The sequence below is a fragment of the Pseudomonas sp. S09G 359 genome, from assembly GCF_002843605.1.
GTDB lineage: Bacteria > Pseudomonadota > Gammaproteobacteria > Pseudomonadales > Pseudomonadaceae > Aquipseudomonas.
Genome location: NZ_CP025263.1, coordinates 2,321,235 through 2,343,126 on the forward strand (window position 1 = coordinate 2,321,235; position 21,892 = coordinate 2,343,126).

The window sequence follows — 21,892 nt, forward strand, 5'->3', positions numbered from 1 at the left end:
TCGGCTTTTTTGTAGGTGCTTATTCCCTGGTATGTAGGCAACTTCCCAAATGTAATTCAGACCCCCCGGGCTTGTGTTCGAGGTGTATTCGCTTGCTTATATTTCGACGCCATCTTCATTGCATTCAGGGATGCAGGGCATGGCGCAGGGCTATATCAACGACCGCATGACGGACTACGAGAGTTTGAAATCGCGCTTGATGGGCAGAGACATTTCCCCGCAACGTTCCGATCATTTTGATGTGCTGAACCATCACCTGCGCCGTGGCCTGGTGACGCCTGGGCAATTGGTGATTGTGCCCGATTCCTACAGCGTGACCTGCTCGATGGAGGAAGCCTGGTTGATGCGCCATGCTGAAAAAGTACGCTGGGAACTGGGGCGCGACAACGCCGCCGCCGCCCAGGTGATCAATGACTACGACCTGCTGCAGAGCCTGCTGGGGTACACCTCGCTGGGCGTGGGCAGTGCGACATCCGCATGGGCGCGGCATCTGGATGAAGTGGCGTATACGCTGGTACAGATCGAGCATTTGCATCAACGCTTAAGGACAGGAGGTTTGGAGCGTGAGGCGTTTTTTCGCCAGCGCAAGGTGCTGCTTGACCTGCTGGATACCCAACTGCAAGGCGCCGCGCGGGTTGGCACGGGGTTGCGCGGTAATCAAGCGTTGAAGAAGGTGTTGGGGATTTCCACCAAGAGCTATTTGCACAAGGGTGAAATCGCCGGTTATGCCGAGCGAATGCGCGAAATTGCGCAAACCTCGAAGTGGTTGGCGAAGGGCACGTATATGGGCTTGGCGCTGGATGTGGGCGTGGCGGGGTTGGAGATCAAGGAGGCGTGTGTGGACGGACGAGAGGCGCAGTGTCGGCGGACGAAGTATGTGGAGACGGGGAGGTTGGCGGGGAGCGTTGGCGGAGCTCATTGGGTAGGGATGGCGGGCGCGAAATTGGCTCGTCGCGGCTGTAGTATTCTTTTGGGAATCGCCGCTAAAGGAAGCGGTGAGCTGGCCTGCGCCGTTATTGGCGGCGCTGCGGGAGGGTATGCAGGAGGCAAAGTTGTAGGCGCCGGCGGTGCGTTTCTGGGCGGGCAAATCGTAGAGATCGATGGTGACTTGATCTTTCAACCAGAGGGGGCCTGACCATGGATTTTCAGACCATCTCTGCAATCTTTATAGTGGGAGGAGCAATCGTTGGCTCAGGGGTCACTTTATTCGTCGAGTACACAAAGCTCGAAGAGTTGGAGAGCTACTTCAGCGAAAACAAGGTGGTCTGCGATCACAAACGCTTTTGGGGCAGAAATCAACACATTGACAGGTTTCATCGCATGATCTTGATCAATCAATTGCTGAGCTCGCCTAAAGCCCATATCAAACGCGGGGATGTGACCGAGGCTGAATTGGCTTCCATCCCCCTGTCCCTCAAGCGTTGGGCGCTGTGGCCTTATGCGTGCGCGGTGATATGGTTCGTCGCCGCAATCATCTGGTACCTCTGGTATGACTGGTAGCCGTAGCCATTAGACTCTTGTGGCGAGCGGGCTTGCCCGCGTTGGGTTGCGCAGCAGCCCCAAAACCTGGCGCTGAGTGCTTTCAGAAAAATCCCGGTGCCTTTGCTGGGGCTGCTGCGCAGCCCGCTCGCCACACAAGCCTGCTTGCAACACAAGCCCGCTCGCCACAGTGGGAGGGTTCAGGCCCACCCTTCGCGCACCGCATTGCGAATCCCCTCCAGCAACATGGCGAACGCCGGGTTGTCGTTATTCTCGCGCCAGATCAAATGCAGTTCGCTCTGCGCGCCTTCGCCCAGGTCGATATCGCGGAACACCACGTTCTTGAACACCACGCTGCTGGCGCACCGCGGCACCAGGGCCAGGCCCATGCCGGCGTTGACCAGGGCCAGGATGGTCAGGGACGAGCCCAGCCATTGCACATACTCCGGGGCGACGCGTGCCGAGCGCAGCAGGCCGGTGAGCAGTTCGTTGAACGGCGGGTAGGCTGCGTGGGCGTACATCAGGAAGGGCTGGGCGTCCAGGTCGTGCACGCTGACGGTCTCGGCCGTAGCCAGCCGATGGCTGCTTGGCACCGCCAGTACAAAGGGCTCGCGCACCAGGCATTCGGTGGCGTAGCCCGGTTCCAGCAAGGGCGCACGCACGATGCCCAGGTCGATGCGCCGCGCGCGCAGGGCTTCGTATTGCTGGTAGGTGTTCATCTCCGACAGGTCGATTTTCACCTGCGGCTGCTTGAGCCGTGCCTCGGCAATCACCTTGGGCAAAAACTCATACACCGCGCTGCCGACGAAGCTGATATTGACCGTGCCGATATCGCCCTCGGCAAAACGCCGCGCGGTCACCGCGGCTTGCTGGGCGCGTTCCAGCAGGTTCTGCGCCTCGATGAAAAACGCCCGGCCGGCAGCGGTGAGGGCCACGCTGCGGGTGGTGCGGGCAAACAGCTCCACGCCCAAGTGATGCTCGAGCAGTTGGATCTGCCGGCTCAGCGGTGGCTGGGTCATGTTCAGCCGTTCGGCGGCCCGGCGGAAATTCAGCTCGGTGGCCACCGTGGTAAAGCAGCGCAGTTGAGTCAGCTCGAACATTGATCTAATCCAGGTATCAATCGAATGCCAAGTTAGATTAGACGGGATCAATGCCCGGCGTCCATCATCAGTCAGTCCCTAAAAAAACAATGATTGGGAGTTGCCTCTTGGATACCCGCCAAACTCCGCCAGACCCGACCGTGCTCGCCCGCGCGGCCGCCAAGGTCAAGCGCCATGTACTGCCGTTGTTTGTGGTGATGTTCATCGTCAACTACATCGACCGGGTCAATATCGGCTTTGTGCGCAGCCATATGGAGACCGACCTGGGCATCGGCGCGGCGGCCTATGGCCTGGGTGCCGGGCTGTTTTTCATCGGCTACGCGATCTTCGAAGTGCCCTCCAACCTGCTGCTGCAGCGCTACGGCGCGCGGGCCTGGTTGACGCGCATCATGTTCACCTGGGGCGCGGCGGCGATGGCCATGGCGTTTGTCAGAGGTGAAACCAGCTTCTATATCCTGCGCTTTGTGCTCGGCGCCGCCGAAGCCGGCTTTTTCCCTGGCATCATCTATTACTTCACGCAATGGTTGCCGGCCGCCGAGCGCGGCAAGGCCATGGCGATTTTCCTCAGCGGCTCGGCCATTGCCTCGGTGATTTCCGGGCCGGTGTCGGGGGCGCTCCTGGGTGTCAGCGGCTTGAGCCTGCACGGCTGGCAATGGATGTTCCTTATCGAAGGGTTTGCCTCCATCGCACTTTGCGGGGGTGTGTGGTTCTGGCTGCAGTCCCATCCCCATCAGGCCAAGTGGCTCAGCGCCGAAGAACAACACGCGTTGGTCAGCGCCATCGCGCTGGAGCAGCAGGCACGTGAAGCGACGCAGAGCGTGCGGCCGTCGATATTCAAGTTACTGGCCGACAGGCAGATCGCGCTGTTCTGCTTCATCTACTTCTCCATCGCGCTGACCATCTACGGCGCCACCTTCTGGCTGCCGAGCATGATCAAGAAAATGGGCAACCTGGGCGACTTCGAGGTGGGCCTGTTCAATTCCATCCCGTGGTTGATCTCCATCGTCGCCATGTACGGTTTTGCCGCCCTGGCCAGCAAGTGGAAACACCAGCAGGCATGGGTTGCGCTGATGCTGGTGATCGCGGCGTTCGGCATGTTCATGTCCACCACCGGCGGGCCGGTATTTGCCTTTGTGGCCATCTGTTTTGCCGCGATTGGTTTCAAGGCGGCTTCGGCGCTGTTCTGGCCGATCCCCCAGGGTTACCTGGATGCGCGAATCGCTGCGGCGGTGATCGCGCTGATCAATTCAGTGGGCAACCTGGGCGGCTTTGTCGCGCCCACCACCTTCGGCTTGCTGGAGCAGACCACCGGCTCCATCGAAGGCGGGTTGTATGGCCTTGCCGCCACGTCGCTGGTGGCAGCAGTGGTGGTGTTTTTTGCGCGTACCACGCCCCGGTCCACATCTACCACTCATCCACACGCCTTGCGTTCCGGTCCACAGGGAGCCGCCTCTTGAAAATTGTCCGCGTTACCGTTACCCCGATTGCCTTTCGCGACCCGCCGCTGCTCAACGCCAGCGGTATTCATGAAGCCTTTGCGTTGCGCTCGATCATCGAGGTGGAGAGCGACACCGGCTACATCGGCCTGGGCGAAAGCTACGGCGATGCCCCGGCATTGGCGATCCAGCAACAGGTGCAGCAACAACTGATCGGCCTGGACCCCTTCGACCTCAACGGCCTGCGCGCCATCGTGCAGGCCACCGTGGCCGCGCATAAACCGGCGAGCCTCAGCGGTGCTGAACTCGCGCCGGGCTCCCATGCCAGCAAGGCGGTGAGCAACGCCTACTCGGCGTTCGAGGTGGCGTTTCTCGACCTGCAGGCACACTCGCTGAACGTGCCGTTGGTGGACCTGCTGGGCGGGGCGATTCGCGACCAGATCCCGTTCAGTGCCTACTTATTCTTCAAGTACGCCGAGCATATCGATTCCCCCTACAAGCCGGACAGCTGGGGCGAGGCGCTCAATGAAGAGCAGATCGTCGCCCAGGCCCGGCGCATGATCGAAACCTACGGCTTTAAAAGCATCAAGCTCAAGGCCGGCGCGCTTGAGCCCGAGCATGAAGTGGCGTGCATCAAAGCCTTGAAAAAGGCCTTCCCGGGCGTGCCGCTGCGCATCGACCCGAACGGCAACTGGTCGTTGGAAACCGCTATTCGCATGGCCGAGTTGCTCGGCGACGACCTGCAATATTACGAAGACCCGACCCCCGGCCTGGACGGCATGGCCGCGCTGCACAAACGCACCGGCTTGCCTCTGGCGACCAATATGGTGGTCACCGATTTTGATGAGTTCCGCCGCAGCGTGGCACAGGACAGCGTGCAGATCGTGCTCGCCGACCACCACTACTGGGGCGGCCTGCGCGACACCCAGGTGCTGGCGAAGATGTGCCAGACCTTCGGCCTGGGCGTGTCGATGCACTCCAACTCCCACCTGGGCATCAGCCTGATGGCCATGGCCCACGTAGCGGCCTCGGTGCCCAACCTCGACTACGCCTGCGACACCCATTACCCCTGGCAAGAGCCGGATGAAGAGGTGATCAAGGGCGGCAAGCTGCCGATTGTCGATGGCTGCGTAACGATCACCCGCGCACCGGGGCTGGGCCTGGAGCTGGACCATGACCAGCTGGGCAAGCTGCATGACCAATACCTCAGCTGCGGCATTCGCCAGCGCGATGATGTGAAGCAGATGCAGCGTTACCAACCGCAGTGGAAAACCGTCAAACCGCGTTACTGAAGCTTGGTCGCTTCGTTTGCCCGGTGGTGCATGTGCGTGTGCCATCGGGCTTTTTTGTGTGCGACTAAAATTCATAGGTGCCTGACCGGAAGGCATTTAAATGTGGGAGGGGCGGTGCGACGATTCGACTTGCCCCCGATGAGGGAGTGTCAGTTGATAAATCTGTCGCTGACCCACCGCTATCGGGGGCAAGCCCCCTCCCACATGTGGATCTATGGAGGTCAGTTAGACCTCACTTAAACCTCACTGTGTAAAGTCCTCTTCGAAGTGCTCCTGCTCCCCCCGCGTATCACTTTGGCGGCGCAGCACTTCCATCTGCCGCAGCTCCACCCGGCGAATCTTCCCGGAAATGGTCTTGGGCAATTCGCTGACGAACTCAATCCTGCGTACTCGCTTGTAGGGCGCCAAGTGCTCGCGGGCGAACTCAAGGATATGCCGGGCCAGCTCGGCACTGCCGGGGGCGTCATGGGCCAGGATCAGGAAGGCTTTGGGCACCGCCAACCGTAATGGGTCAGGGCTGGGTACCACGGCCACTTCCATCACCGCAGGGTGTTCGATCAGCGCGCTTTCCAGTTCGAACGGGCTGATGCGATAGTCGGAGGCCTTGAACACGTCATCCGCGCGGCCAACAAAGGTGATGTAACCGTCGCTGTCGATCTGCGCCGTATCGCCGGTACGGTAATAACCGTCGCGCATCACCTCGGCGGTTTTCTCCGGGCTGTCTTCGTAGCACATCATCAAACCCAGGGGGCGAACGTCCAGGGGGAGGGCCACTTCACCCTCGGTGCCCGGCAAACCGTCAGCGTCCAGCAGGGCAACCTGGTAGCCCGGCAGCGGGCGGCCCATGGACCCCGGCTTGAGCAACTGGCCGGGGGTGTTGCCGACCAGCGCGGTGGTTTCCGACTGGCCGAAGCCATCGCGCAATGGCAAGCCCCAGGCCTGTTGGATCTGCTCGATGATTTCCGGGTTCAGCGGCTCGCCGGCACCTACCAGTTCGCGCAGGTTCAGGCGGGTTTTGTAGGCGGCCAGGTCTTCCTGGATCAGCATGCGCCACACGGTGGGCGGCGCGCACAGGCTGGTCACGCGGTATTTTTCCAGCGCGGCGAGCAAGGCCGGCGCACTGAACCGTGCGACGTTATGGATAAAGATGCAGGCCCCGGCGTTCCACGGCGCGAACAGGCAGCTCCAGGCATGTTTGGCCCAGCCTGGGGAGGAGATGTTCAGGTGCAGGTCGCCCGGTTGCAGGCCGATCCAGTACATGGTCGACAGGTGCCCGACCGGGTAGCTCTGGTGGCTGTGCAGCACCATCTTCGGTTTCGAGGTGGTGCCGGAGGTGAAATACAGCAGCATCGGGTCGGTGGCCAAGGTGCGGCCTTCGGCGTCGAATCGCTCGGGGTATTCGAAGGCGGCATGGTGGGCGACCCAGCCCGCCGGGGCCGCGCCAACGCAGATGCGGCTGCAGCCATCGCCCAGGCCCTCGAACTTGCCGACATGCGCCTCGCCGACCACCAGGTGGCGCACCTGCCCGCGCTCGATGCGGTCACGCAAATCATCCGCATTGAGCAGGGCCGTGGCGGGAATCACTACCGCGCCGAGCTTGAAGGCCGCCAGCATGGTTTCCCACAGCGCTACATCATTGCCGAGCATCAACAGCACCCGTTCGCCACGGCGCACCCCCAGCGAACGCAGGTGATTGGCCACCTGGTTGGAGCGCGCGGCCAGTTGCTGGAAGCTGTAGCGTTGTTCGCTGCCGTCCTCTTCGACGATCCACAGCGCATTGGCCGCGTTGCCCTCGGCCATGGCATCGAAGTAGTCCAAGGCCCAGTTGAACTCGCCCAACTGCGGCCAGCGGAAATCCCGGGCGGCGGTGGCGTAGTCGGTGCGGTGAGCGAGCAGAAAATCCCGAGCGGCCAGGAAGGGCTGGGTCATGGTCGGTGTCCTTGATTATTGTTGTAGGGACATTTTTGTCATGGGCCGCCCCCTCGGTTCAACCGGGAGGCTGAACCGAGTATAGGCACGCATAAATCAGAGATGAACGCTCAAAAATACCGCAGGGTTGTGCAAAAAAGTCATGCTCAGTATTTCCAGCTCACCGACGCGGTCAGGTTGCGCGGCGCGCCGTAATTGGTGGAGCCGGCCGCCTGGTACAGCGACAGCAGGTACTTCTGGTCGGTGACGTTGTTGAGGTTCAGCGATGTGCTCCAGTGCGCATCGAAGTCATAGCTGGCCATCAGGTCCACCAGTGCGTAGGCGTCTTGCTGCACACGGCTGTTGCTGTCGACCTCGGTGCCGCTTTGCCATTGCACGCGGCTGCCGACCTTGGCCTGGGGCAGGCCGGGCAGGCGATAGGTCAGGCTGCCCCGCACGCTGTGGGTGGGCACGTACTGGCGGGCGCGGTCGCCATTATTGTCTTCGATGTTGACGTAGGTGTAGCCGCCCGCGATAGACAGGCCCGGCAACGCTTCACCATTGGCTTCCAGCTCGACCCCACGGCTTTTGTAGTCCACGCCGCGGTACACATATTGACCGCCGACGATTTGCCCGGTGGCTTCGGCGACGTTCTGTTGCTCGGTCTTGAACAGCGCCGCGCTGATGCCCAGGCGTTCGTCGAGCAGCTTGCCCTTGATGCCGACTTCCATGCTTTTGCCTTCCAGCGGCTCGATGATGCCGCCGGCGGTGCTGCGCAGGTATTGCGGTTTGAAGATTTCGGTCCAGCTGGTATAGACGCTCCACTGCGGGGTCAGGTCGTAGACCAGGCCGGTATAGGGCGTGACCTTGCCGTGCACGCGGGTGTCGTGGGGCGAGCCGTAGCCCAGGCCGTCGCCGTCGGCGCTGAGCATGCGCGCGCCGGCGATCCAGTGCAGGTCGTCGGTGAGGCTGAAGCGCGCCCCGGCAAACAGGCTTTTCTGACGGTCGGTGAACAGCTGGGTATTGAGGTCGTCGGTGTAGTTCATCGCTGGCTCCAGCACATTGCCGGCCAGCACATCAGCGAGGTCTTCCACCTGGTTGCCGGACGCCGTGCGGTAATGCCCGCGTTCGGTGTGGTGCAGGCGGCCGTAGTTGGCGCCCAGGGTCAACTCATGCTCACGCCCGAGCAGGCTGAACGGCCCGGCCAACTGCGCCTCGCCCGTCACCTGGTGCTCTTTGCTGGTGGTGCGGTTGATATAGGCGGCCACGGTGTCGGCGGTGAGGGGGATGGCGTAGAGCATTTTGGTATCGGAATGCTGGCTGGTGCCGGTCAGGGTGATCTTGCTGCTCCAGCCATTGTCGAAGCTGTGGGTCAGTTCGGCGAAGGCGCGTTGGGTCTGGATGTTCCAGTAGGTCCAGGGTTGGCCCACGCTGGAACTGCGGCTGCTGTAGTGGATGCGGTTGCCGGCGTAGTCGGCGATCGGCAGGCCGCCCCAGGTGCTGCCGTTGGAGTAGCTGTCCTGTTGCGAGAAGCCCACGGTCAGGGTGTCGGCGTCCGACAGGTCGAAGGCGAGCAGGCCGGCGGTAACATTGACTTCGTGGCTGTAGTGGTCGAGGTAGGAATTGCCTTTGTCATGGGCGGTGATCAGACGCCCGCGCACGTTGCCGCTGTCGGTGAGCGGGCCGGACACATCGAACCCCAGGCGCCGGTTATCCCAGGAGCCGACGCTGGCATCGATCTTGGCCTGGAAGGTCTCGGTGGGCCGCTTGCGCACCAGGTTGACGGTGGCGGAGGGATCGCCGGCGCCGCTCATCAGGCCGTTGGCACCGTGCAGCACGTCGACCTGTTCGAACTCGGTCATGTCCTGTTCGCCCACCAGCACGCCGCCGGAGAAGGGCAGGCCCATGCCGTCGTATTCGAAGTTTTCGATTTTGAAACCACGTGAGGTGAACGCGGTACGGTCGGTTTCAAACTGCTCCACCGTCACCGACGGCGCGCTGCGCAAGGCCTCTTTCACGCTGTTGAGCTTGAAGTCGTCCATTTGCTCGCGAGTGATCACGGTGATCGCCTGCGGGGTTTGTTTGTCGGTCAGGCCCAGGCGCGTGGTGCTCGACACCGGCTTGCCCTGGTAGCCGACGCTGGGGCCGCCGTCCTGCGTGGCGTAGTCCTGGATATGGATGGCCGGCAGGGTCATTTCACTGGCTTGTTGCGGCAACGGCACCAGGTAGACGGTGACCGCGTCGGTGCGTGCGAAGCCATAGCCGCTGCCCTTTAACAACTCGGCCAGGGCTTGTTCGGGGGAGTACACGCCGACGACCGCCGAGCTGCGCAGGGCGCCATCCAGGTTGCCGTCGAGCAGCACGTTTTGCCCGGACTGCTGGCTGAACATCAACAACGCCTGGCGCAGTGACTGGGCCGGGATGTTGATGGACACGCTGGTGCTCACGGCCGAGGCCGGCGCCGCTTGAACCTGCACCGTGCCCATGAGCAGGGTGCAGGCGAGCGCGGCGGCGCGCCATGGCTTGGCCGGTGGATGTCCAGGTGTGAGGTGCTTTGCCATTCAGGTGGTTTCCTATGAGGTCGCGCTATCAATCCCTTTAGGACGGATGAGCCTTTGCGATACCTGATGGCGATGTGAATTATTTGCGCTTAGGCCGGTTGGATCAGCGTGATCAGGTCGGTGTAGCGGGTGGTGCGCACGGCCAGCGCCTTGGACAGTACATCAAGCATCTGGTCCGGGCGGTTGAGGTTGAGGATCAGGCTGACGCGCCGCGCCGCGAGTTGTGCGTCGGGGATGAAGATCTTGCCTTCGCGCCAGCGTTGCAGCTGGTTGACCACCGTGAGCAGCGGGGTGTCGAAGAACACCAGGCGGCCGTCGCGCCAGGCCAGCACCTGCTCCAGTTCGGCGCGTTGGATGGCGCCGGTCTGCGTGCTGCTGAAGCGCAGCGACAGGCCTTCGCCGAGGTCGGTCTGCTGGTTCGGGGTGATCACGCGAACGGTGTGGCGGCTGACGCTCAACTGTGCGGATTCAGCGTCGCACGCCAGGCAGAATTCGGCTTCGCTCGCCAGCACCCGGCCGGCCTGGGTCTGCACGCTGAACTCTCTGGCAGCATGGGGTTTGACCTGGAAAAACGCCTCGCCCTGCAACAGTTCCACCGAGCGTTGGGCGGCTGAAAAATCCAGGTTGAGTGCGCTGTTGCCGGCCAGTTCTACGCTGGAGCCGTCGGGCAATTGCAGCGTGCGCCGTTCGCCGATAGCCGTGCGTACATCGGCAAACGGCGAGCTTATGCCTTTGAGCCACAAGGTGGTGGCGCCACTGGCAACCACCGCCACGCTGGCGGCGAGCCCCAGGCCGACAAAGCGCCGGCGCGACAGCGGTGGCGCGGCTTGCACCTGAGGTGGCACCAGCAGGGCGGTGGCCGCCCATAACTGTTCCAGGTGCGCGTAGGCCTGGGCGTTGCGCGGGTCGGCGGCGAGCCAGCGGGCCAGTTCGTCGCGCTCGGCCGGGGTCGGCGCGCCGCCCTGGATCAAGGCGAACCACTCGCTGGCCTGATGGCTGGCGTCATCGGGACGGGCGGTGGTGTGGACGAGGCGCGGCGGTTCAACACTCATGGGGGTCATCAATTCAACGAGGCACGGGCAAGCGGCTGAGTATAAGTGAAGGCGCTCACTCGGGCATGCCCAGCTTCAACAAGTCCAGGGCCCGCACCATGCGGCTGTAGGCGGTTTTCGGCGAGATGCCGAGGCGCTCGCCGATCTGCACGTAGGTCAGGCCTTCGATGCGTACCAGCAAAAATACCTCACGGCAGGCCTCGGGCATGTCCTGGATCAGCGTGTTAAGGGTTGCGAGTTGCTGATGGGCGATGGCGGCTTGCTCCAGCGTCGGGCTCGGCTGCTCGAGGCTGTCGGGCGCCTGTTGGTCCAACGGCTCGCCTTTGCGGTGTTCCTGGCGGCGGGTGTGGTCGATAAACAGGTTGCGCGCGGCGGAGAACAGGTAGGCGCGGAAATTCTCGATGCGCGTGCGGCCCATCTGCTCCGACAGGCGAATGAACGCGTCCTGCGTGAGGTCGGCTGCGGTTTCCTTGCAGCGCAAACGACGGTCCAGGTATGCCTGGATTTCCCCGCGGTGGGCGAGATACAACGCCTTGAGATCTGAGCCGGACATAACGCTACCTGACAGCCATGGGAGCAAGCGCGGCGGAATATAACAAACGAGAATGATTGTTAATAGCGAATTGTCGGGTTTGTGTATGGATTGACGATTAATACATAAAAGTCCAGTATGGAATTATAAGTACAAAAATACCCTGCTGCATTTTTCTTCTCTCTTGCCAAAACCAACAACAACTTGCGAGACACGACCATGAAGAAACGCGCCCTAATTCCCGCCCTGGCCCTCAGCCTGCTCGCGTCCAGCCACTTGCTGGCCGCCGAGAAAACCCTGCGCATCGGCATTGAGGCGGCGTACCCACCGTTTGCGTCCAAGACCGAAGAGGGCAAGATCGTTGGCTTCGACTACGACATCGGCAATGCGCTGTGCGCGCAGATGAAGGTCAAGTGTGTGTGGGTCGAAGGTGAATTCGACGGTCTGATTCCTTCCCTCAAGGTGAAGAAAATCGACATGGCCCTGTCGTCCATGACCATCAACGAAGACCGCAAGAAGTCGGTGGATTTCACCCACAAGTACTACTTCACCTCGTCACGCCTGGTGATGAAGGACGGCGCGGTGGTGGATGACCAGTACGCCAGCCTCAAGGGCAAGACCGTGGGAGTGCAGCGCGCGACCACCACCGATCGCTATGCCACCGAGGTGTTCGAGCCCAAGGGCATCACCGTCAAGCGCTACAGCAATAACGAAGAAATCTACATGGACCTGGCGGCGGGGCGGCTGGATGCGATCTTTGCCGATACCATCCCGTTGAATGACTTCCTGCAGATGCCACGGGGCAAGGGCTACGCCTTTGTCGGCCCGGAGCTGAAGGACCCCAAATATGTGGGCGAGGGCGCTGGGATTGCGGTGCGCAAGGGTAATACCGAGTTGGTCAGTGAGCTGAACACCGCCATCGACGGCATTCGGGCCAGTGGTGAGTACCAGAAGATTTCGCAGCAGTACTTTAAAGCTGATATCTACGGCGATTGAATGTCATACGCGGGCAAAATGTGGGAGGGGGCTTGCCCCCTATGTCGGTGGGTCAATTGCAGATTTACCAACTGACACACCCTCATCGGGGGCAAGCCCCCTCCCACATTTGATCAGGTCTTCAATTCCTTCACGGCGTTGGGGGTTATTGTGGCGAGCGGGCTTGCCCGCGTTGGGCTGCGCAGCGGCCCCAAAATCAGGCGCTGAGTGCTTTCAGGAAAAACGTCAGTGCCTTTACCGGGGCTGCTGCGCAGCCCAACGCGGGCAAGCCCGCTCGCCACATTGGATTTTCACAGGGTTGGCGCATCAGCCCTTGAGTTCTTTCAGGTGCTTGTACACCGTCGCCCGACCCATCCCCAGCACATTGGCCACATAGTTCGAGGTGCTTTTGCCCTTGAACGCGCCTTCGGCGTTGGGGGTTATTGTGGCGAGCGGGCTTGCCCGCGTTGGGCTGCGCAGCGGCCCCAAAATCAGGCGCTGAGTGCTTTCAGAAAAAACGTCAGTGCCTTTACTGGGGCTGCTGCGCAGCCCAACGCGGGCAAGCCCGCTCGCCACATTGGATTTTCACAGGGCTGGTTCGTCAGCCCTTGAGTTCTTTCAGGTGCTTGTACACCGTCGCCCGACCCATCCCCAGCACATTGGCCACATAGTTCGAGGCGCTTTTGCCCTTGAACGCGCCTTCGGCATGCAGTGCCAGCACCAGCTCGCGCTTGTGGTCGCGGGTCAGCAGATTCAGGCTCAACTGACGCTCGCGCATCCAAGCATGCAAGAAGGTGTTGATGCGTTCCTGCCAGTCATCTCGAAACAGTGAGTCCGGTTGCGGGATCAGCTTGCTCGGCGACAGGAATAGGTCCAGCGCCGCCTTGGCGTTTTCGAACAATGAGATATTCAGGTTGATGCACAGCACCGCCAGCGGCCGATCCTTGGCGTCGCGCAGTACGGTGCTCAGGCTGCGGATTTTCTGACCGTCCCAGTTGAGCTTTTCGTACGGGCCGATATTCACTTCGCTGACGTCATCGCTGAGCATGTCCTCCAGCGCCGAGTCATCGCCAATGCTGCGCTTGGACAGGTTATTGGCGATGTAATCGACCTTTTGCGTGCGCAGGTCATGCAGCACCACTTCGGCGTGGGGAAAAAACAAGGTGGCGATTGCGTCGCTGATCGCGCGAAAATTCTGCAAGGCCTTGTCGTGTTCAGCGGTGTTCATCAATGGGGCTCCAGGCGCGTGGGGGAGAGCATACCAGCGTCCAGGCCGAACTGTGTCAACGCTTGCGGCAGCGGCGCGCCGCGCACCAGGGCCGCACTGGCCTGGCCCATGGCCGGCGAGGTCTGGATGCCATAGCCGCCTTGCGCCGCAACCCAGAACAGCCCAGGCACCTGGGGGTCGAAACCGCTGAGCAAATCCCCATCGTGTACAAAACTGCGCAGGCCGGCCCAGGTGCGGGTCGGGCGGCGGATGGTCAGGGTGGTGGCTTCTTCGATCTGGTAGATGCCCATGGCGATGTCCAGTTCTTCGGGCTGGATGTCCTGAGGTTCCACCGGGTCGGCATTCGCCGGAGAACCCAGGAACATGCCGGCGTCGGGCTTCATGTAGAAGGCTTCGTCGAGCGCAACCAGCATCGGCCAGGCATGGCTGTCTACGCCTTCGGGGCCGGCGAAGATAAACGCCGAGCGCCGCTTGGGTTGCAGGCCGATAGAAGCGGCGCCGGCCAGGGCGCCGATATGATCGGCCCAGGCGCCGGCGGCGTTGATGATGATCGGTGCGGTGTAGGTGGTGTCCTGCGTTTGCACATGCCACAGGCCGGCGCCGTCGCGGCTCAAACCCAATACGTGGTTGTCGGTGCGCACTTCGCCTCCATTGCGCCGGATGCCGCGCAGGTAACCCTGGTGCAGGGCGTCGGTGTCGATATCGCTGGCGGTCGGGTCATAGATCGCACCATGGACTTTTTCACGGCGCAGGATCGGCAATTTCGCACAGGCCTCATCCGCGTTCAGCTGTACGACCTGTGGCACAGTGGCCTTGGCGCTCAGGTATTGGGCGTTCAACTCGGCCGGGTCGCCGCTGAAATCCACCGTCATCTCACCGCGTGGCGTCAGCAACGGGTGCTCGCAGAAGCCCGCTGGTGGGTTGTCGAAAAACGCCCGGCTGGCCAGGGTCAACGCACGCACCTGCGGGGTGCCATAGGCGGCGGTGTAGAGCGCCGCCGAACGCCCGGTGGAGTGATAGGCCGGGTGGTTTTCACGCTCCAGCACCAGCACCTTGGCATGCGGCGACAACCAGAACCCCGTGGAAGCACCGGCAATGCCGCCGCCGATGATGATGAAATCTGCGTGGCTCATAACAGTCTCCAGAGGGCATTGGCCAGGGCGATGTCTTCCAGGCCCAGGCCGATGGAGCGGAAGAATACATGGCGGTCGTAGGACGGGCGCGGTACTTGCTCGCTGAGCAGTTCGGGCAGGTCGCCGATTACGGCGCTCGAGTCCCAACCGTGCTGCTCGGCGGCGATCAGCATTTCGCCGGCCGCACCTGGGGTGGTGCGGCGATAGTCGCAGAACACCTGCATGTCGTGGAGGCTCTGGGGCGGTACTTCATGGGCGCGCGGCGCGTTGGTGCTGATGGAGGTGATCAGCGCCGGTTTGCTCAGGCGTGCCGGGTCGATCACCGGCCCGGCCGAGGAGGTGCACAGCAGGATCACGTCGGCGTCGTGCAACGCGGCATCGCAGGTTGCAGCGATCTTTAAACGCGGGTCGAGGTTTTCGAGTTGGGAATTTGCCCCGGCCAGGCTCGGTGAGAACAGGTTGATGCTCTGCCAGTCCCGCAGGTTTTTCACGTAATGCAGATGGGCCTGGGCCACCTTGCCGCTGCCGATAATCGCCAGGCGTCGCGCGTTCTGAGAGGCCAGCGCATCCACCGCCAATGCCGTGGTCGCGGCGGTGCGCGCGGTAGTCAACTCGGCGGCGTCGCACAGCAATACGGGCTGGCCTGTTTGCATCGACATCAACAAGGTCCAGGCGGTGACCAGCGGCCCTTGCTCACGCACGATGTAGGGCGAAGTCTTCACCCCGTACACGCCATCTTCAGCCAGCACGCCCAGGTAGTTGATGAAGTCGCCGGCGCCCTGCGGGAACTCCACCAACTGCTGCGCCGGCTGCACCGCCTGCCCGGCGGCCAGGTCGCGGAACAGCTTGCGCAGGATCTGCGGTACGTCGACCTGGGCGAGTAATTCGCGGGCTTGGGTTTGGTGGATGACGTGGGGTGTGCTGGGCATGGGAGGCTCCGCGTATAAACTATTTTGTCTATTATGGACTTTTAGTTTCTTTGTTCAAGCGTTAAACCTCACCCCGTAAACCGAAAACCAGTGCAAAGCTTCTCCTTCAAAAAACCCACCAACGCACTCACCGACTTCGGCACATGCGGCGAATACGGCCGAATCAAGTAGATCTCATCGGCAAACGCACCCTTGAGCGTCCAGCCCTTGAGCACCTGCACCAGCTTGCCACTGGCCAGCGCGGCGTGGGCGCTGAAGTCCGGGAGCAGGGCGATACCCAGGTGGTTGAGGGCCGCGTCGCGCAAGGCTTCGCTGTTGTTGGTGGCGAAGCTGCCGGCGATGGGCACGGTGAGGCGCTCGACGTTTTTGCTGCCGCGCTCGAAGGTCCAGGCGGGCTGGTCGGTGCCGCGTGGGTAAAACAGGCAGTTGTGGGCCGACAGGTCGCCAGGTTCGCGGGGTTCGCCGTGGTCTTGCAGGTACTCCCGGGTGGCCACCAGCACTGAGCCGGTGTCGCACAGCTTCCACGCCACATGGGTTTCCGGCACCTGGAAACCGTGGCGTACGGCCAGGTCGTAGCCCTCGGCCGCCAGCGAACTCAAGGCATCCGACACGTCCAGTTGAATGCGCACCTGCGGGTACTGCTGCAAGAACTCCGACAGATGCGGCACCAGTTGCTGACGGGCGAATGCCACGGGTGCCGTAAGACGCACCAGACCACGAATCTCCCCGACCGAGTCGCGCACCGACGAGAAGCTGCGCGCGATCTGCGCATAAGCGCTGCGCACTTCGCGGGTCAACGACAGCCCGGCATCGGTGAGCCGCACACTGCGCGTGGTGCGGGTGACCAGCCGCGTGCCGGTGGCCTTTTCCAGGTCCGATATGCGTTGGCTGACGGCGGATTTACTCACCCCCAAACGTGCGGCGGCAGCGGTGTAGGTGCCTTGTTCTTCCAACACCGATAGCCAGTGGATATGGGTCCAAAGCCCTTCGATCTCAGTCTTTTCCATAAAAGTATTGTTCGCCAATAAGGACAATAAGTTCAGGATTCTGCTCTGGTTTGGAACAAAGTGAAAGCCTAAGGTATGCCCAACGCTACCCACCTGGATCGACTGCCATGACCACTACAATCGAGCACTACATCAACGACCAGCGCGTTTCCCGCGATGATCGCTATCAGGACGTGTACAACCCGGCCACCGGCGAAGTCACCGGCCGCGTCGCCCTGGCCAGCCGCCAGACCGTGTCCGAAGCCGTCGCCGCCGCCCAGGCCGCCTTCGATGGTTGGGCCGACACCCCGCCAATCCGCCGCGCCCGTGTGTTGTTCGAATACCTGCACCTGCTGCGTGAGCGCAAGGACGACCTGGCGCGCATAATCGTCGCCGAGCACGGCAAGGTGTTCACCGACGCCCAGGGCGAAGTCGACCGGGGTATCGACATCCTCGAATTCGCCTGTGGTATCCCCAACCTGCTCAAGGGCGAGCACTCGGACCAAGTGTCCCGTGGCATGGACAACTGGACCCTGCGCCAGCCGCTGGGTGTGGTTGCCGGCGTGACGCCGTTCAACTTCCCGGTGATGGTACCGATGTGGATGTATCCGATCGCTATCGCGGCGGGCAACACCTTCATCCTCAAGCCAAGCCCGACTGACCCGAGCGCGTCGCTGTTCATGGCCGAGTTGTTGCGTGAAGCCGGCCTGCCTAAAGGCGTGTTCAACGTGGTGCAGGGCGACAAGGAAGCGGTGGATGCGCTGCTTGATCACCCGGACGTCAAGGCCCTGAGCTTCGTTGGCTCGACGCCGATTGCCCAATACATCTACGAAACCGGCGCCCGTCACGGCAAGCGCGTACAAGGTTTGGGCGGCGCGAAAAACCACATGGTGGTGATGCCGGATGCGGACATCGAAAAAACCGTCGACGCGCTGATGGGCGCCGCCTACGGCAGTGCCGGCGAGCGCTGCATGGCGATTTCGGTGGCGGTGCTGGTGGGCGATGTGGGTGACAAAGTCATCGCCGCCCTGACCGAGCGCGCAAAGCTTCTGCGCATCACCGACGGCCGCGACCTCAAGGCCGAGATGGGCCCGATTGTGTCCCGCGCCGCACTGGAACGCATCAGCGGCTATATCGAACAGGGCGTACAAGCCGGTGCGCAACTGCTGCTCGACGGTCGCGACTACGTGCCCACCGAAGCGGGCCTGGAAAACGGCTTCTGGCTCGGCGCGACACTGTTTGACCACGTGACCCAAGAGATGAGCATCTACCGCGAAGAAATCTTCGGCCCGGTGCTGGCCTGCGTGCGCGTGAATGACTTCGGCGAGGCCATCAAGCTGGTCAACGACCACGAGTTCGGCAACGGCGTCAGCTGCTTCACCCGCGACGGCAACATCGCCCGCGAATTTGCACGGCGTATCCAGGTGGGCATGGTCGGCATCAACGTACCGATCCCGGTGCCGATGGCCTGGCACGGCTTTGGCGGCTGGAAGAAGAGCCTGTTTGGCGACATGCATGCCTACGGCACCGAAGGCGTGCGCTTCTATACCAAGCAGAAGTCGATCATGCAGCGCTGGTCGGAGAGCATCGAGCAGGGCGCGGAGTTTGCGATGCCGGTGTCCAAATAGCCCCATTTAAAGCACAAAGCAGGGTTTCAACAACACAGTAGGTCCAATGTGGGAGCGGGCTTGCTCGCGAAGGCGTTCGGTCAGCCAGAAAATCTGGTACTGATACACCGCCTTCGCGAGCAAGCCCGCTCCCACATTTCTTATTGCATTCAGGCAGTGGCTTTTGCAGGTTTTAAGCATTCGATGGAGCGATCCACGGTGGTCCTGGCAATTTCCAGCAAATGCCACACTGCCAAAATCTTCGCCCGTTCGGGGCTTGCCAATTGCTCACCGCAATCGAGGGCAGTAGCGCAAGCACTGTCGAGCAAACTGGCGGTGTAGAGCAGGGCGTCTTCAAAGCTCAACTCTTCGACTTGAACACCGTGGGAGGGCAGGTAATGGTCGATGGCGCGGTTGAACGCGGCGCGGTCTTTGGCTGAACTGCGGGGTGGGTCGGGGACGGCTTTGTTCATGGCGTAACTCCGTGATGATTAGGAGTCGACACCCTTCGCGACTAAACAAATGGGTGGCGGCTGTACGCAGGTTAGTCGACCGGCCATCACGCGAATCCGGCGCACCCGAAGGTGCCCTACGCACAGCCACCATAAAAGCTGATGGAAGACCGTGCGCGTGATGGTTAGCAGGCGACTAAACCCGATCACTGATTTGGCAGTGACGGATCGCAGACTAGCCACCGATTCCAACAGGCACAAGGCGCCGGGGATTGTCTAGGAAACGTCCTGCAATTAAAAGCGACATGCCTTGCTGGCCTTTTACAAACCATGACAAAAGGCCAGCGCCTACCGATTGTTTGCGATCAAGTGTTGACGGCGAAACAGATGTCGAATACTGTACATAAACACAGTGTTTAAGCGCTGATCGACCAACACCCGGCAACCTCAGCCATGCCAAACACTGTGTGCAAGTTAACGGATTAACTTGATGCACAGGCTCGTCAACCCGAGCCGTTTTTATTTATAGAGAGGGAACTCATGTCGTATCCAGAAAGCAAACTCACCGGCTTGACCGGTTTCGCCCTTGCGGCAAAAGTCACCGGCGGCTGGTCCGGCCAGGTGGTCAGTATCACCACGCTGGATCAACTCAAGGCCAACATTGGCGACACCACCCCACGGGTGTTGGTGATCAACAGTAATATCTCGGCGTCGAGCCTGACCAAAGTGAACATGGGTGCCAACAAGACCCTGATCGGCTCTTTCCAGAACCGTACCTTGGAGAATATCCACCTGCGTGCCACCGCGCAGTCGCAGAACATCATTCTGCAGAATATTATCTTCAAGCATTCGGCAAGCATTAAGGCCAATGACGATATTCAGGTGTACCTGAACTACGGCAGCAAATACTGGATTGACCATTGCTCTTTTGTCGGCCACACCTGGTCAACCACGGATGGCAGTGAAGACAAGCTGGTGTATATCGGTGAAAAGGCCGACTACGCCACTATCAGCAACTGCTTCTTCGGTAATCACAAGTATGGCTTGATCTTCGGTCACCCGGCGGATGATAACAAAGCGGAGTTCAATGGCTACCCACGCCTGACGCTTTGCCACAACCGCTTCGACAATATGGAAGTGCGCGCGCCAGGCTTGATGCGTTACGGTTATTTTCACGTGTATAACAACTACGTGAATAACTTCCACCTGGGCTTTACCCTGGCGCAGAATGCCAACATTCTTTCTGAAAGTAATTACTTCGGCGAGGGTAGCCAAAATAAAGGCATGTTGGACGATAAAGGCACCGGTACTTTCACCGACACCAACAGTGTGCCCGCGATCACCAACCAGAAGTCGCCGAAGGCGCAATGGACGGCAAGCTCCAACTACAGCTACACCTTGAAAACCGCGGTCCAGGCCAAGGACTTCACCCAGAAAAATGCTGGCGCTCAGGCGGCGGCGCTGGTCTTCGGTGGCTGAGCCCAGCCGTTTCTTTAACGGTTGACCTTCCTCAGGAGCGCCTCGATTGATCGAGGCGTTGCTTACCCTCACGTGGATAAAGATACGCGCGCACGAAAGACGGTAGTTGTTTAGCTAGCTTTCTATTAAATAGACCTTAATAGCGCATGCCATTATTTTTATATCAAGGATATAAGTACAGTGATGGCCTTTGTAATCTAAATAATTCTTCATGTTGAGGTAAGCAAGGTTCCATGTTAAACCTTGTTTCGCACTTATAGAGCCAACAACGGCTCGCTCTTTTCAGTCGCAATCAAGTTGCTGGCTGTGAGTGTTATTTAATCTTCGCTTGTCACTAAAGCGTCAGTAAAAGGACATCATCATGAAACCTGCGAATCACACACCCACTCGTTGGACTCGGGCCGATGCGCTGAAAGTTAATGAAAATGACCCGACGACGACACAGCCGTTAGTGAGTCCTGACTTTCCTGTCATGAGTGACACCGTGTTTATCTGGGACACCATGCCATTGCGTGAACTGGATGGCACGGTGGTATCCGTCGACGGTTGGTCGGTCATCTTCACGTTGACCGCAGATCGTCGCCCGCATGACCCACAATTCATCAATGCCGATGGCCGTTACGACATCAAGCGTGACTGGGAAGACCGTCACGGCCATGCGCGCATTTGCTATTGGTACTCGCGCACCGGCAAAGACTGGATCTTCGGTGGCCGCGTGATGGCCGAAGGGGTTTCGCCGACCACCCGTGAATGGGCGGGTACGCCGATCCTGATCAACAACAGCGGCGATATCGACCTGTATTACACCTGCGTAACGCCGGGCGCCACGATTGCCAAAGTCAAAGGCCGGGTGGTCACCTCGGACACCGGCGTTACGCTGGAAGGGTTCACTGAGGTCAAGTCGCTGTTTGAAGCCGATGGCACGTATTACCAGACCGAAGCGCAGAATTCGACCTGGAACTTCCGCGACCCCAGCCCGTTTATCGACCCTAAGGACGGCAAGTTGTACATGGTGTTTGAAGGCAATGTCGCCGGTGAACGCGGTACTCACGAAGTAGGCCCGGATGAACTCGGCCTGGTGCCACCGGGGCATGAAGAGGTTGGCGGCGCGCGTTATCAGGTGGGTTGCATCGGCATCGCCGTGGCCAAGGATCTGAGCGGCGAAGCATGGGAAATATTGCCGCCGCTGGTGACGGCGGTGGGTGTTAACGACCAAACCGAACGCCCGCATTATGTGTTCCAGGACAACAAGTACTACCTGTTCACCATCAGTCACAAGTTCACTTACGCGGACGGCGTGACGGGGCCGGATGGCGTCTACGGGTTTGTTGGCGAGCATCTGTTTGGTCCCTACACGCCAATGAATGCCTCGGGCCTGGTGCTTGGCAACCCACCGTCGCAGCCATTCCAAACGTATTCGCATTGCGTGATGCCCAATGGCTTGGTGACCTCGTTTATCGACAGCGTACCGACCACCGGTGATGACTACCGTATCGGCGGCACCGAGGCGCCCACGGTGAGGATTGTATTGAAGGGGGACCGTTCGTTTGTGCAGGAGGCCTACGACTACGGTTACATCCCGGCGATGCGTGATGTTGTACTGAGCCAGTAAACCCAGCAAAAAGGCTGCGAAGTGGCTAATGCCGCTCAGTTAAGAGATAGAACTGGCAACCGCTAACCTGTGGCGAGGGAGCAAGCTCCCTCACCACACGTACAGTGTTCACTCTTGATTGGTCGGCATTA

The 21,892-nt window shown here is 60.7% G+C and carries 18 protein-coding genes and 1 pseudogene; 8 read left to right on the plus strand and 11 right to left on the minus strand.

Annotated features, from left to right (window positions below; translation table 11 throughout):
- Positions 1–139: 139 nt before the first annotated feature.
- A complete protein-coding gene (locus tag CXQ82_RS10685; RefSeq protein ID WP_101273759.1) occupies positions 140–1,135 on the plus strand; it encodes a hypothetical protein in 996 nt (331 codons plus the stop codon).
- 2 nt (positions 1,136–1,137) lie between these two features.
- A complete protein-coding gene (locus CXQ82_RS10690) occupies positions 1,138–1,500 on the plus strand; it encodes a hypothetical protein (RefSeq protein ID WP_101268637.1) in 363 nt (120 codons plus the stop codon).
- Positions 1,501–1,679: 179 nt separating this feature from the next.
- Here the strand turns inward: CXQ82_RS10690 and CXQ82_RS10695 are convergent, their stop codons facing one another.
- Entirely contained in the window at positions 1,680–2,579 is a 900-nt protein-coding gene (locus CXQ82_RS10695; RefSeq protein ID WP_101268639.1) for a LysR family transcriptional regulator, read from the minus strand.
- Positions 2,580–2,686: 107 nt separating this feature from the next.
- Here CXQ82_RS10695 and CXQ82_RS10700 point away from each other — a divergent pair, with 107 nt between their 5' ends.
- Positions 2,687–4,036, plus strand: a complete 1,350-nt coding sequence (locus CXQ82_RS10700; RefSeq protein ID WP_101268641.1) for an MFS transporter — start codon at positions 2,687–2,689, stop codon at positions 4,034–4,036.
- Positions 4,033–5,307, plus strand: a complete 1,275-nt coding sequence (locus CXQ82_RS10705; protein WP_101268643.1) for a glucarate dehydratase family protein — start codon at positions 4,033–4,035, stop codon at positions 5,305–5,307. Before CXQ82_RS10700 ends, CXQ82_RS10705 begins: the two co-directional genes overlap by 4 nt.
- 243 nt (positions 5,308–5,550) lie before the next feature.
- Here CXQ82_RS10705 and CXQ82_RS10710 read toward each other — a convergent pair whose 3' ends face one another.
- From CXQ82_RS10710 to CXQ82_RS10725, 4 genes are all read right to left on the minus strand, one after another.
- A complete protein-coding gene (locus tag CXQ82_RS10710) occupies positions 5,551–7,236 on the minus strand; it encodes an AMP-binding protein (protein WP_101268645.1) in 1,686 nt (561 codons plus the stop codon).
- Positions 7,237–7,382: 146 nt separating this feature from the next.
- Positions 7,383–9,776, minus strand: a complete 2,394-nt coding sequence (locus tag CXQ82_RS10715) for a TonB-dependent receptor (RefSeq protein ID WP_101268647.1) — start codon at positions 9,774–9,776, stop codon at positions 7,383–7,385.
- 89 nt (positions 9,777–9,865) lie between these two features.
- Positions 9,866–10,828, minus strand: a complete 963-nt coding sequence (locus CXQ82_RS10720) for a FecR family protein (protein WP_101268649.1) — start codon at positions 10,826–10,828, stop codon at positions 9,866–9,868.
- 55 nt (positions 10,829–10,883) lie between these two features.
- Positions 10,884–11,381 (minus strand): RNA polymerase sigma factor, encoded by a 498-nt coding sequence (locus tag CXQ82_RS10725; RefSeq protein WP_101268651.1) that lies wholly within the window; start codon positions 11,379–11,381, stop codon positions 10,884–10,886.
- Between the two features lie 198 nt (positions 11,382–11,579).
- Here CXQ82_RS10725 and CXQ82_RS10730 point away from each other — a divergent pair, with 198 nt between their 5' ends.
- Positions 11,580–12,356, plus strand: coding sequence for an ABC transporter substrate-binding protein (locus tag CXQ82_RS10730; RefSeq protein WP_101268653.1), 777 nt, complete (start codon positions 11,580–11,582; stop codon positions 12,354–12,356).
- Between the two features lie 306 nt (positions 12,357–12,662).
- Here the strand turns inward: CXQ82_RS10730 and CXQ82_RS31240 are convergent.
- The 5 genes and pseudogenes from CXQ82_RS31240 to CXQ82_RS10755 form a co-directional block, all read right to left on the minus strand.
- Positions 12,663–12,767: pseudogene (locus CXQ82_RS31240) on the minus strand (helix-turn-helix domain-containing protein); the annotation flags it as partial.
- A gap of 169 nt (positions 12,768–12,936) precedes the next feature.
- Entirely contained in the window at positions 12,937–13,563 is a 627-nt protein-coding gene (locus CXQ82_RS10740; RefSeq protein WP_101268657.1) for a transcriptional regulator, read from the minus strand.
- Complete coding sequence (locus CXQ82_RS10745) at positions 13,563–14,696, minus strand: FAD-binding oxidoreductase (protein WP_101268659.1); 1,134 nt, start codon at positions 14,694–14,696, stop codon at positions 13,563–13,565. Before CXQ82_RS10745 ends, CXQ82_RS10740 begins: the two co-directional genes overlap by 1 nt.
- Positions 14,693–15,625, minus strand: a complete 933-nt coding sequence (locus CXQ82_RS10750) for an ornithine cyclodeaminase family protein (protein WP_101268661.1) — start codon at positions 15,623–15,625, stop codon at positions 14,693–14,695. Before CXQ82_RS10750 ends, CXQ82_RS10745 begins: the two co-directional genes overlap by 4 nt.
- 68 nt (positions 15,626–15,693) lie before the next feature.
- Positions 15,694–16,632 carry a LysR family transcriptional regulator gene (locus CXQ82_RS10755; RefSeq protein WP_101268663.1) on the minus strand — a complete coding sequence of 313 codons (939 nt, stop codon included), beginning with the start codon at positions 16,630–16,632 and terminating at the stop codon, positions 15,694–15,696.
- Between the two features lie 107 nt (positions 16,633–16,739).
- On the opposite strand from CXQ82_RS10755, the gene CXQ82_RS10760 reads away from it, so the two are divergent.
- Positions 16,740–18,239, plus strand: a complete 1,500-nt coding sequence (locus tag CXQ82_RS10760) for a CoA-acylating methylmalonate-semialdehyde dehydrogenase (RefSeq protein ID WP_101268665.1) — start codon at positions 16,740–16,742, stop codon at positions 18,237–18,239.
- A gap of 149 nt (positions 18,240–18,388) precedes the next feature.
- Here CXQ82_RS10760 and CXQ82_RS10765 read toward each other — a convergent pair whose 3' ends face one another.
- Positions 18,389–18,691 (minus strand): DUF6124 family protein, encoded by a 303-nt coding sequence (locus tag CXQ82_RS10765; RefSeq protein WP_101268668.1) that lies wholly within the window; start codon positions 18,689–18,691, stop codon positions 18,389–18,391.
- Positions 18,692–19,210: 519 nt separating this feature from the next.
- On the opposite strand from CXQ82_RS10765, the gene CXQ82_RS10770 reads away from it, so the two are divergent.
- Both CXQ82_RS10770 and CXQ82_RS10775 read left to right on the plus strand, forming a co-directional pair.
- Positions 19,211–20,149, plus strand: a complete 939-nt coding sequence (locus CXQ82_RS10770; RefSeq protein WP_101268670.1) for a pectate lyase — start codon at positions 19,211–19,213, stop codon at positions 20,147–20,149.
- Between the two features lie 361 nt (positions 20,150–20,510).
- Positions 20,511–21,761 (plus strand): glycoside hydrolase family 68 protein, encoded by a 1,251-nt coding sequence (locus CXQ82_RS10775; RefSeq protein WP_101268672.1) that lies wholly within the window; start codon positions 20,511–20,513, stop codon positions 21,759–21,761.
- Positions 21,762–21,892: the final 131 nt, after the last annotated feature.

Bases quoted from the DNA above. Each gene is read 5' to 3' on its own strand.
- CXQ82_RS10720 (WP_101268649.1), bottom strand. From the start codon at position 10,828: ATGAGTGTTGAACCGCCGCGCCTCGTCCACACCACCGCCCGTCCCGAT.
- CXQ82_RS10755 (WP_101268663.1), bottom strand. From the start codon at position 16,632: ATGGAAAAGACTGAGATCGAAGGGCTTTGGACCCATATCCACTGGCTA.
- CXQ82_RS10745 (WP_101268659.1), bottom strand. From the start codon at position 14,696: ATGAGCCACGCAGATTTCATCATCATCGGCGGCGGCATTGCCGGTGCT.
- CXQ82_RS10775 (WP_101268672.1), top strand. From the start codon at position 20,511: ATGAAACCTGCGAATCACACACCCACTCGTTGGACTCGGGCCGATGCG.
- CXQ82_RS10765 (WP_101268668.1), bottom strand. From the start codon at position 18,691: ATGAACAAAGCCGTCCCCGACCCACCCCGCAGTTCAGCCAAAGACCGC.
- CXQ82_RS10725 (WP_101268651.1), bottom strand. From the start codon at position 11,381: ATGTCCGGCTCAGATCTCAAGGCGTTGTATCTCGCCCACCGCGGGGAA.
- CXQ82_RS10685 (WP_101273759.1), top strand. From the start codon at position 140: ATGGCGCAGGGCTATATCAACGACCGCATGACGGACTACGAGAGTTTG.
- CXQ82_RS10750 (WP_101268661.1), bottom strand. From the start codon at position 15,625: ATGCCCAGCACACCCCACGTCATCCACCAAACCCAAGCCCGCGAATTA.
- CXQ82_RS10730 (WP_101268653.1), top strand. From the start codon at position 11,580: ATGAAGAAACGCGCCCTAATTCCCGCCCTGGCCCTCAGCCTGCTCGCG.
- CXQ82_RS10740 (WP_101268657.1), bottom strand. From the start codon at position 13,563: ATGAACACCGCTGAACACGACAAGGCCTTGCAGAATTTTCGCGCGATC.
- CXQ82_RS10770 (WP_101268670.1), top strand. From the start codon at position 19,211: ATGTCGTATCCAGAAAGCAAACTCACCGGCTTGACCGGTTTCGCCCTT.
- CXQ82_RS10710 (WP_101268645.1), bottom strand. From the start codon at position 7,236: ATGACCCAGCCCTTCCTGGCCGCTCGGGATTTTCTGCTCGCTCACCGC.
- CXQ82_RS10690 (WP_101268637.1), top strand. From the start codon at position 1,138: ATGGATTTTCAGACCATCTCTGCAATCTTTATAGTGGGAGGAGCAATC.
- CXQ82_RS10715 (WP_101268647.1), bottom strand. From the start codon at position 9,776: ATGGCAAAGCACCTCACACCTGGACATCCACCGGCCAAGCCATGGCGC.
- CXQ82_RS10760 (WP_101268665.1), top strand. From the start codon at position 16,740: ATGACCACTACAATCGAGCACTACATCAACGACCAGCGCGTTTCCCGC.
- CXQ82_RS10695 (WP_101268639.1), bottom strand. From the start codon at position 2,579: ATGTTCGAGCTGACTCAACTGCGCTGCTTTACCACGGTGGCCACCGAG.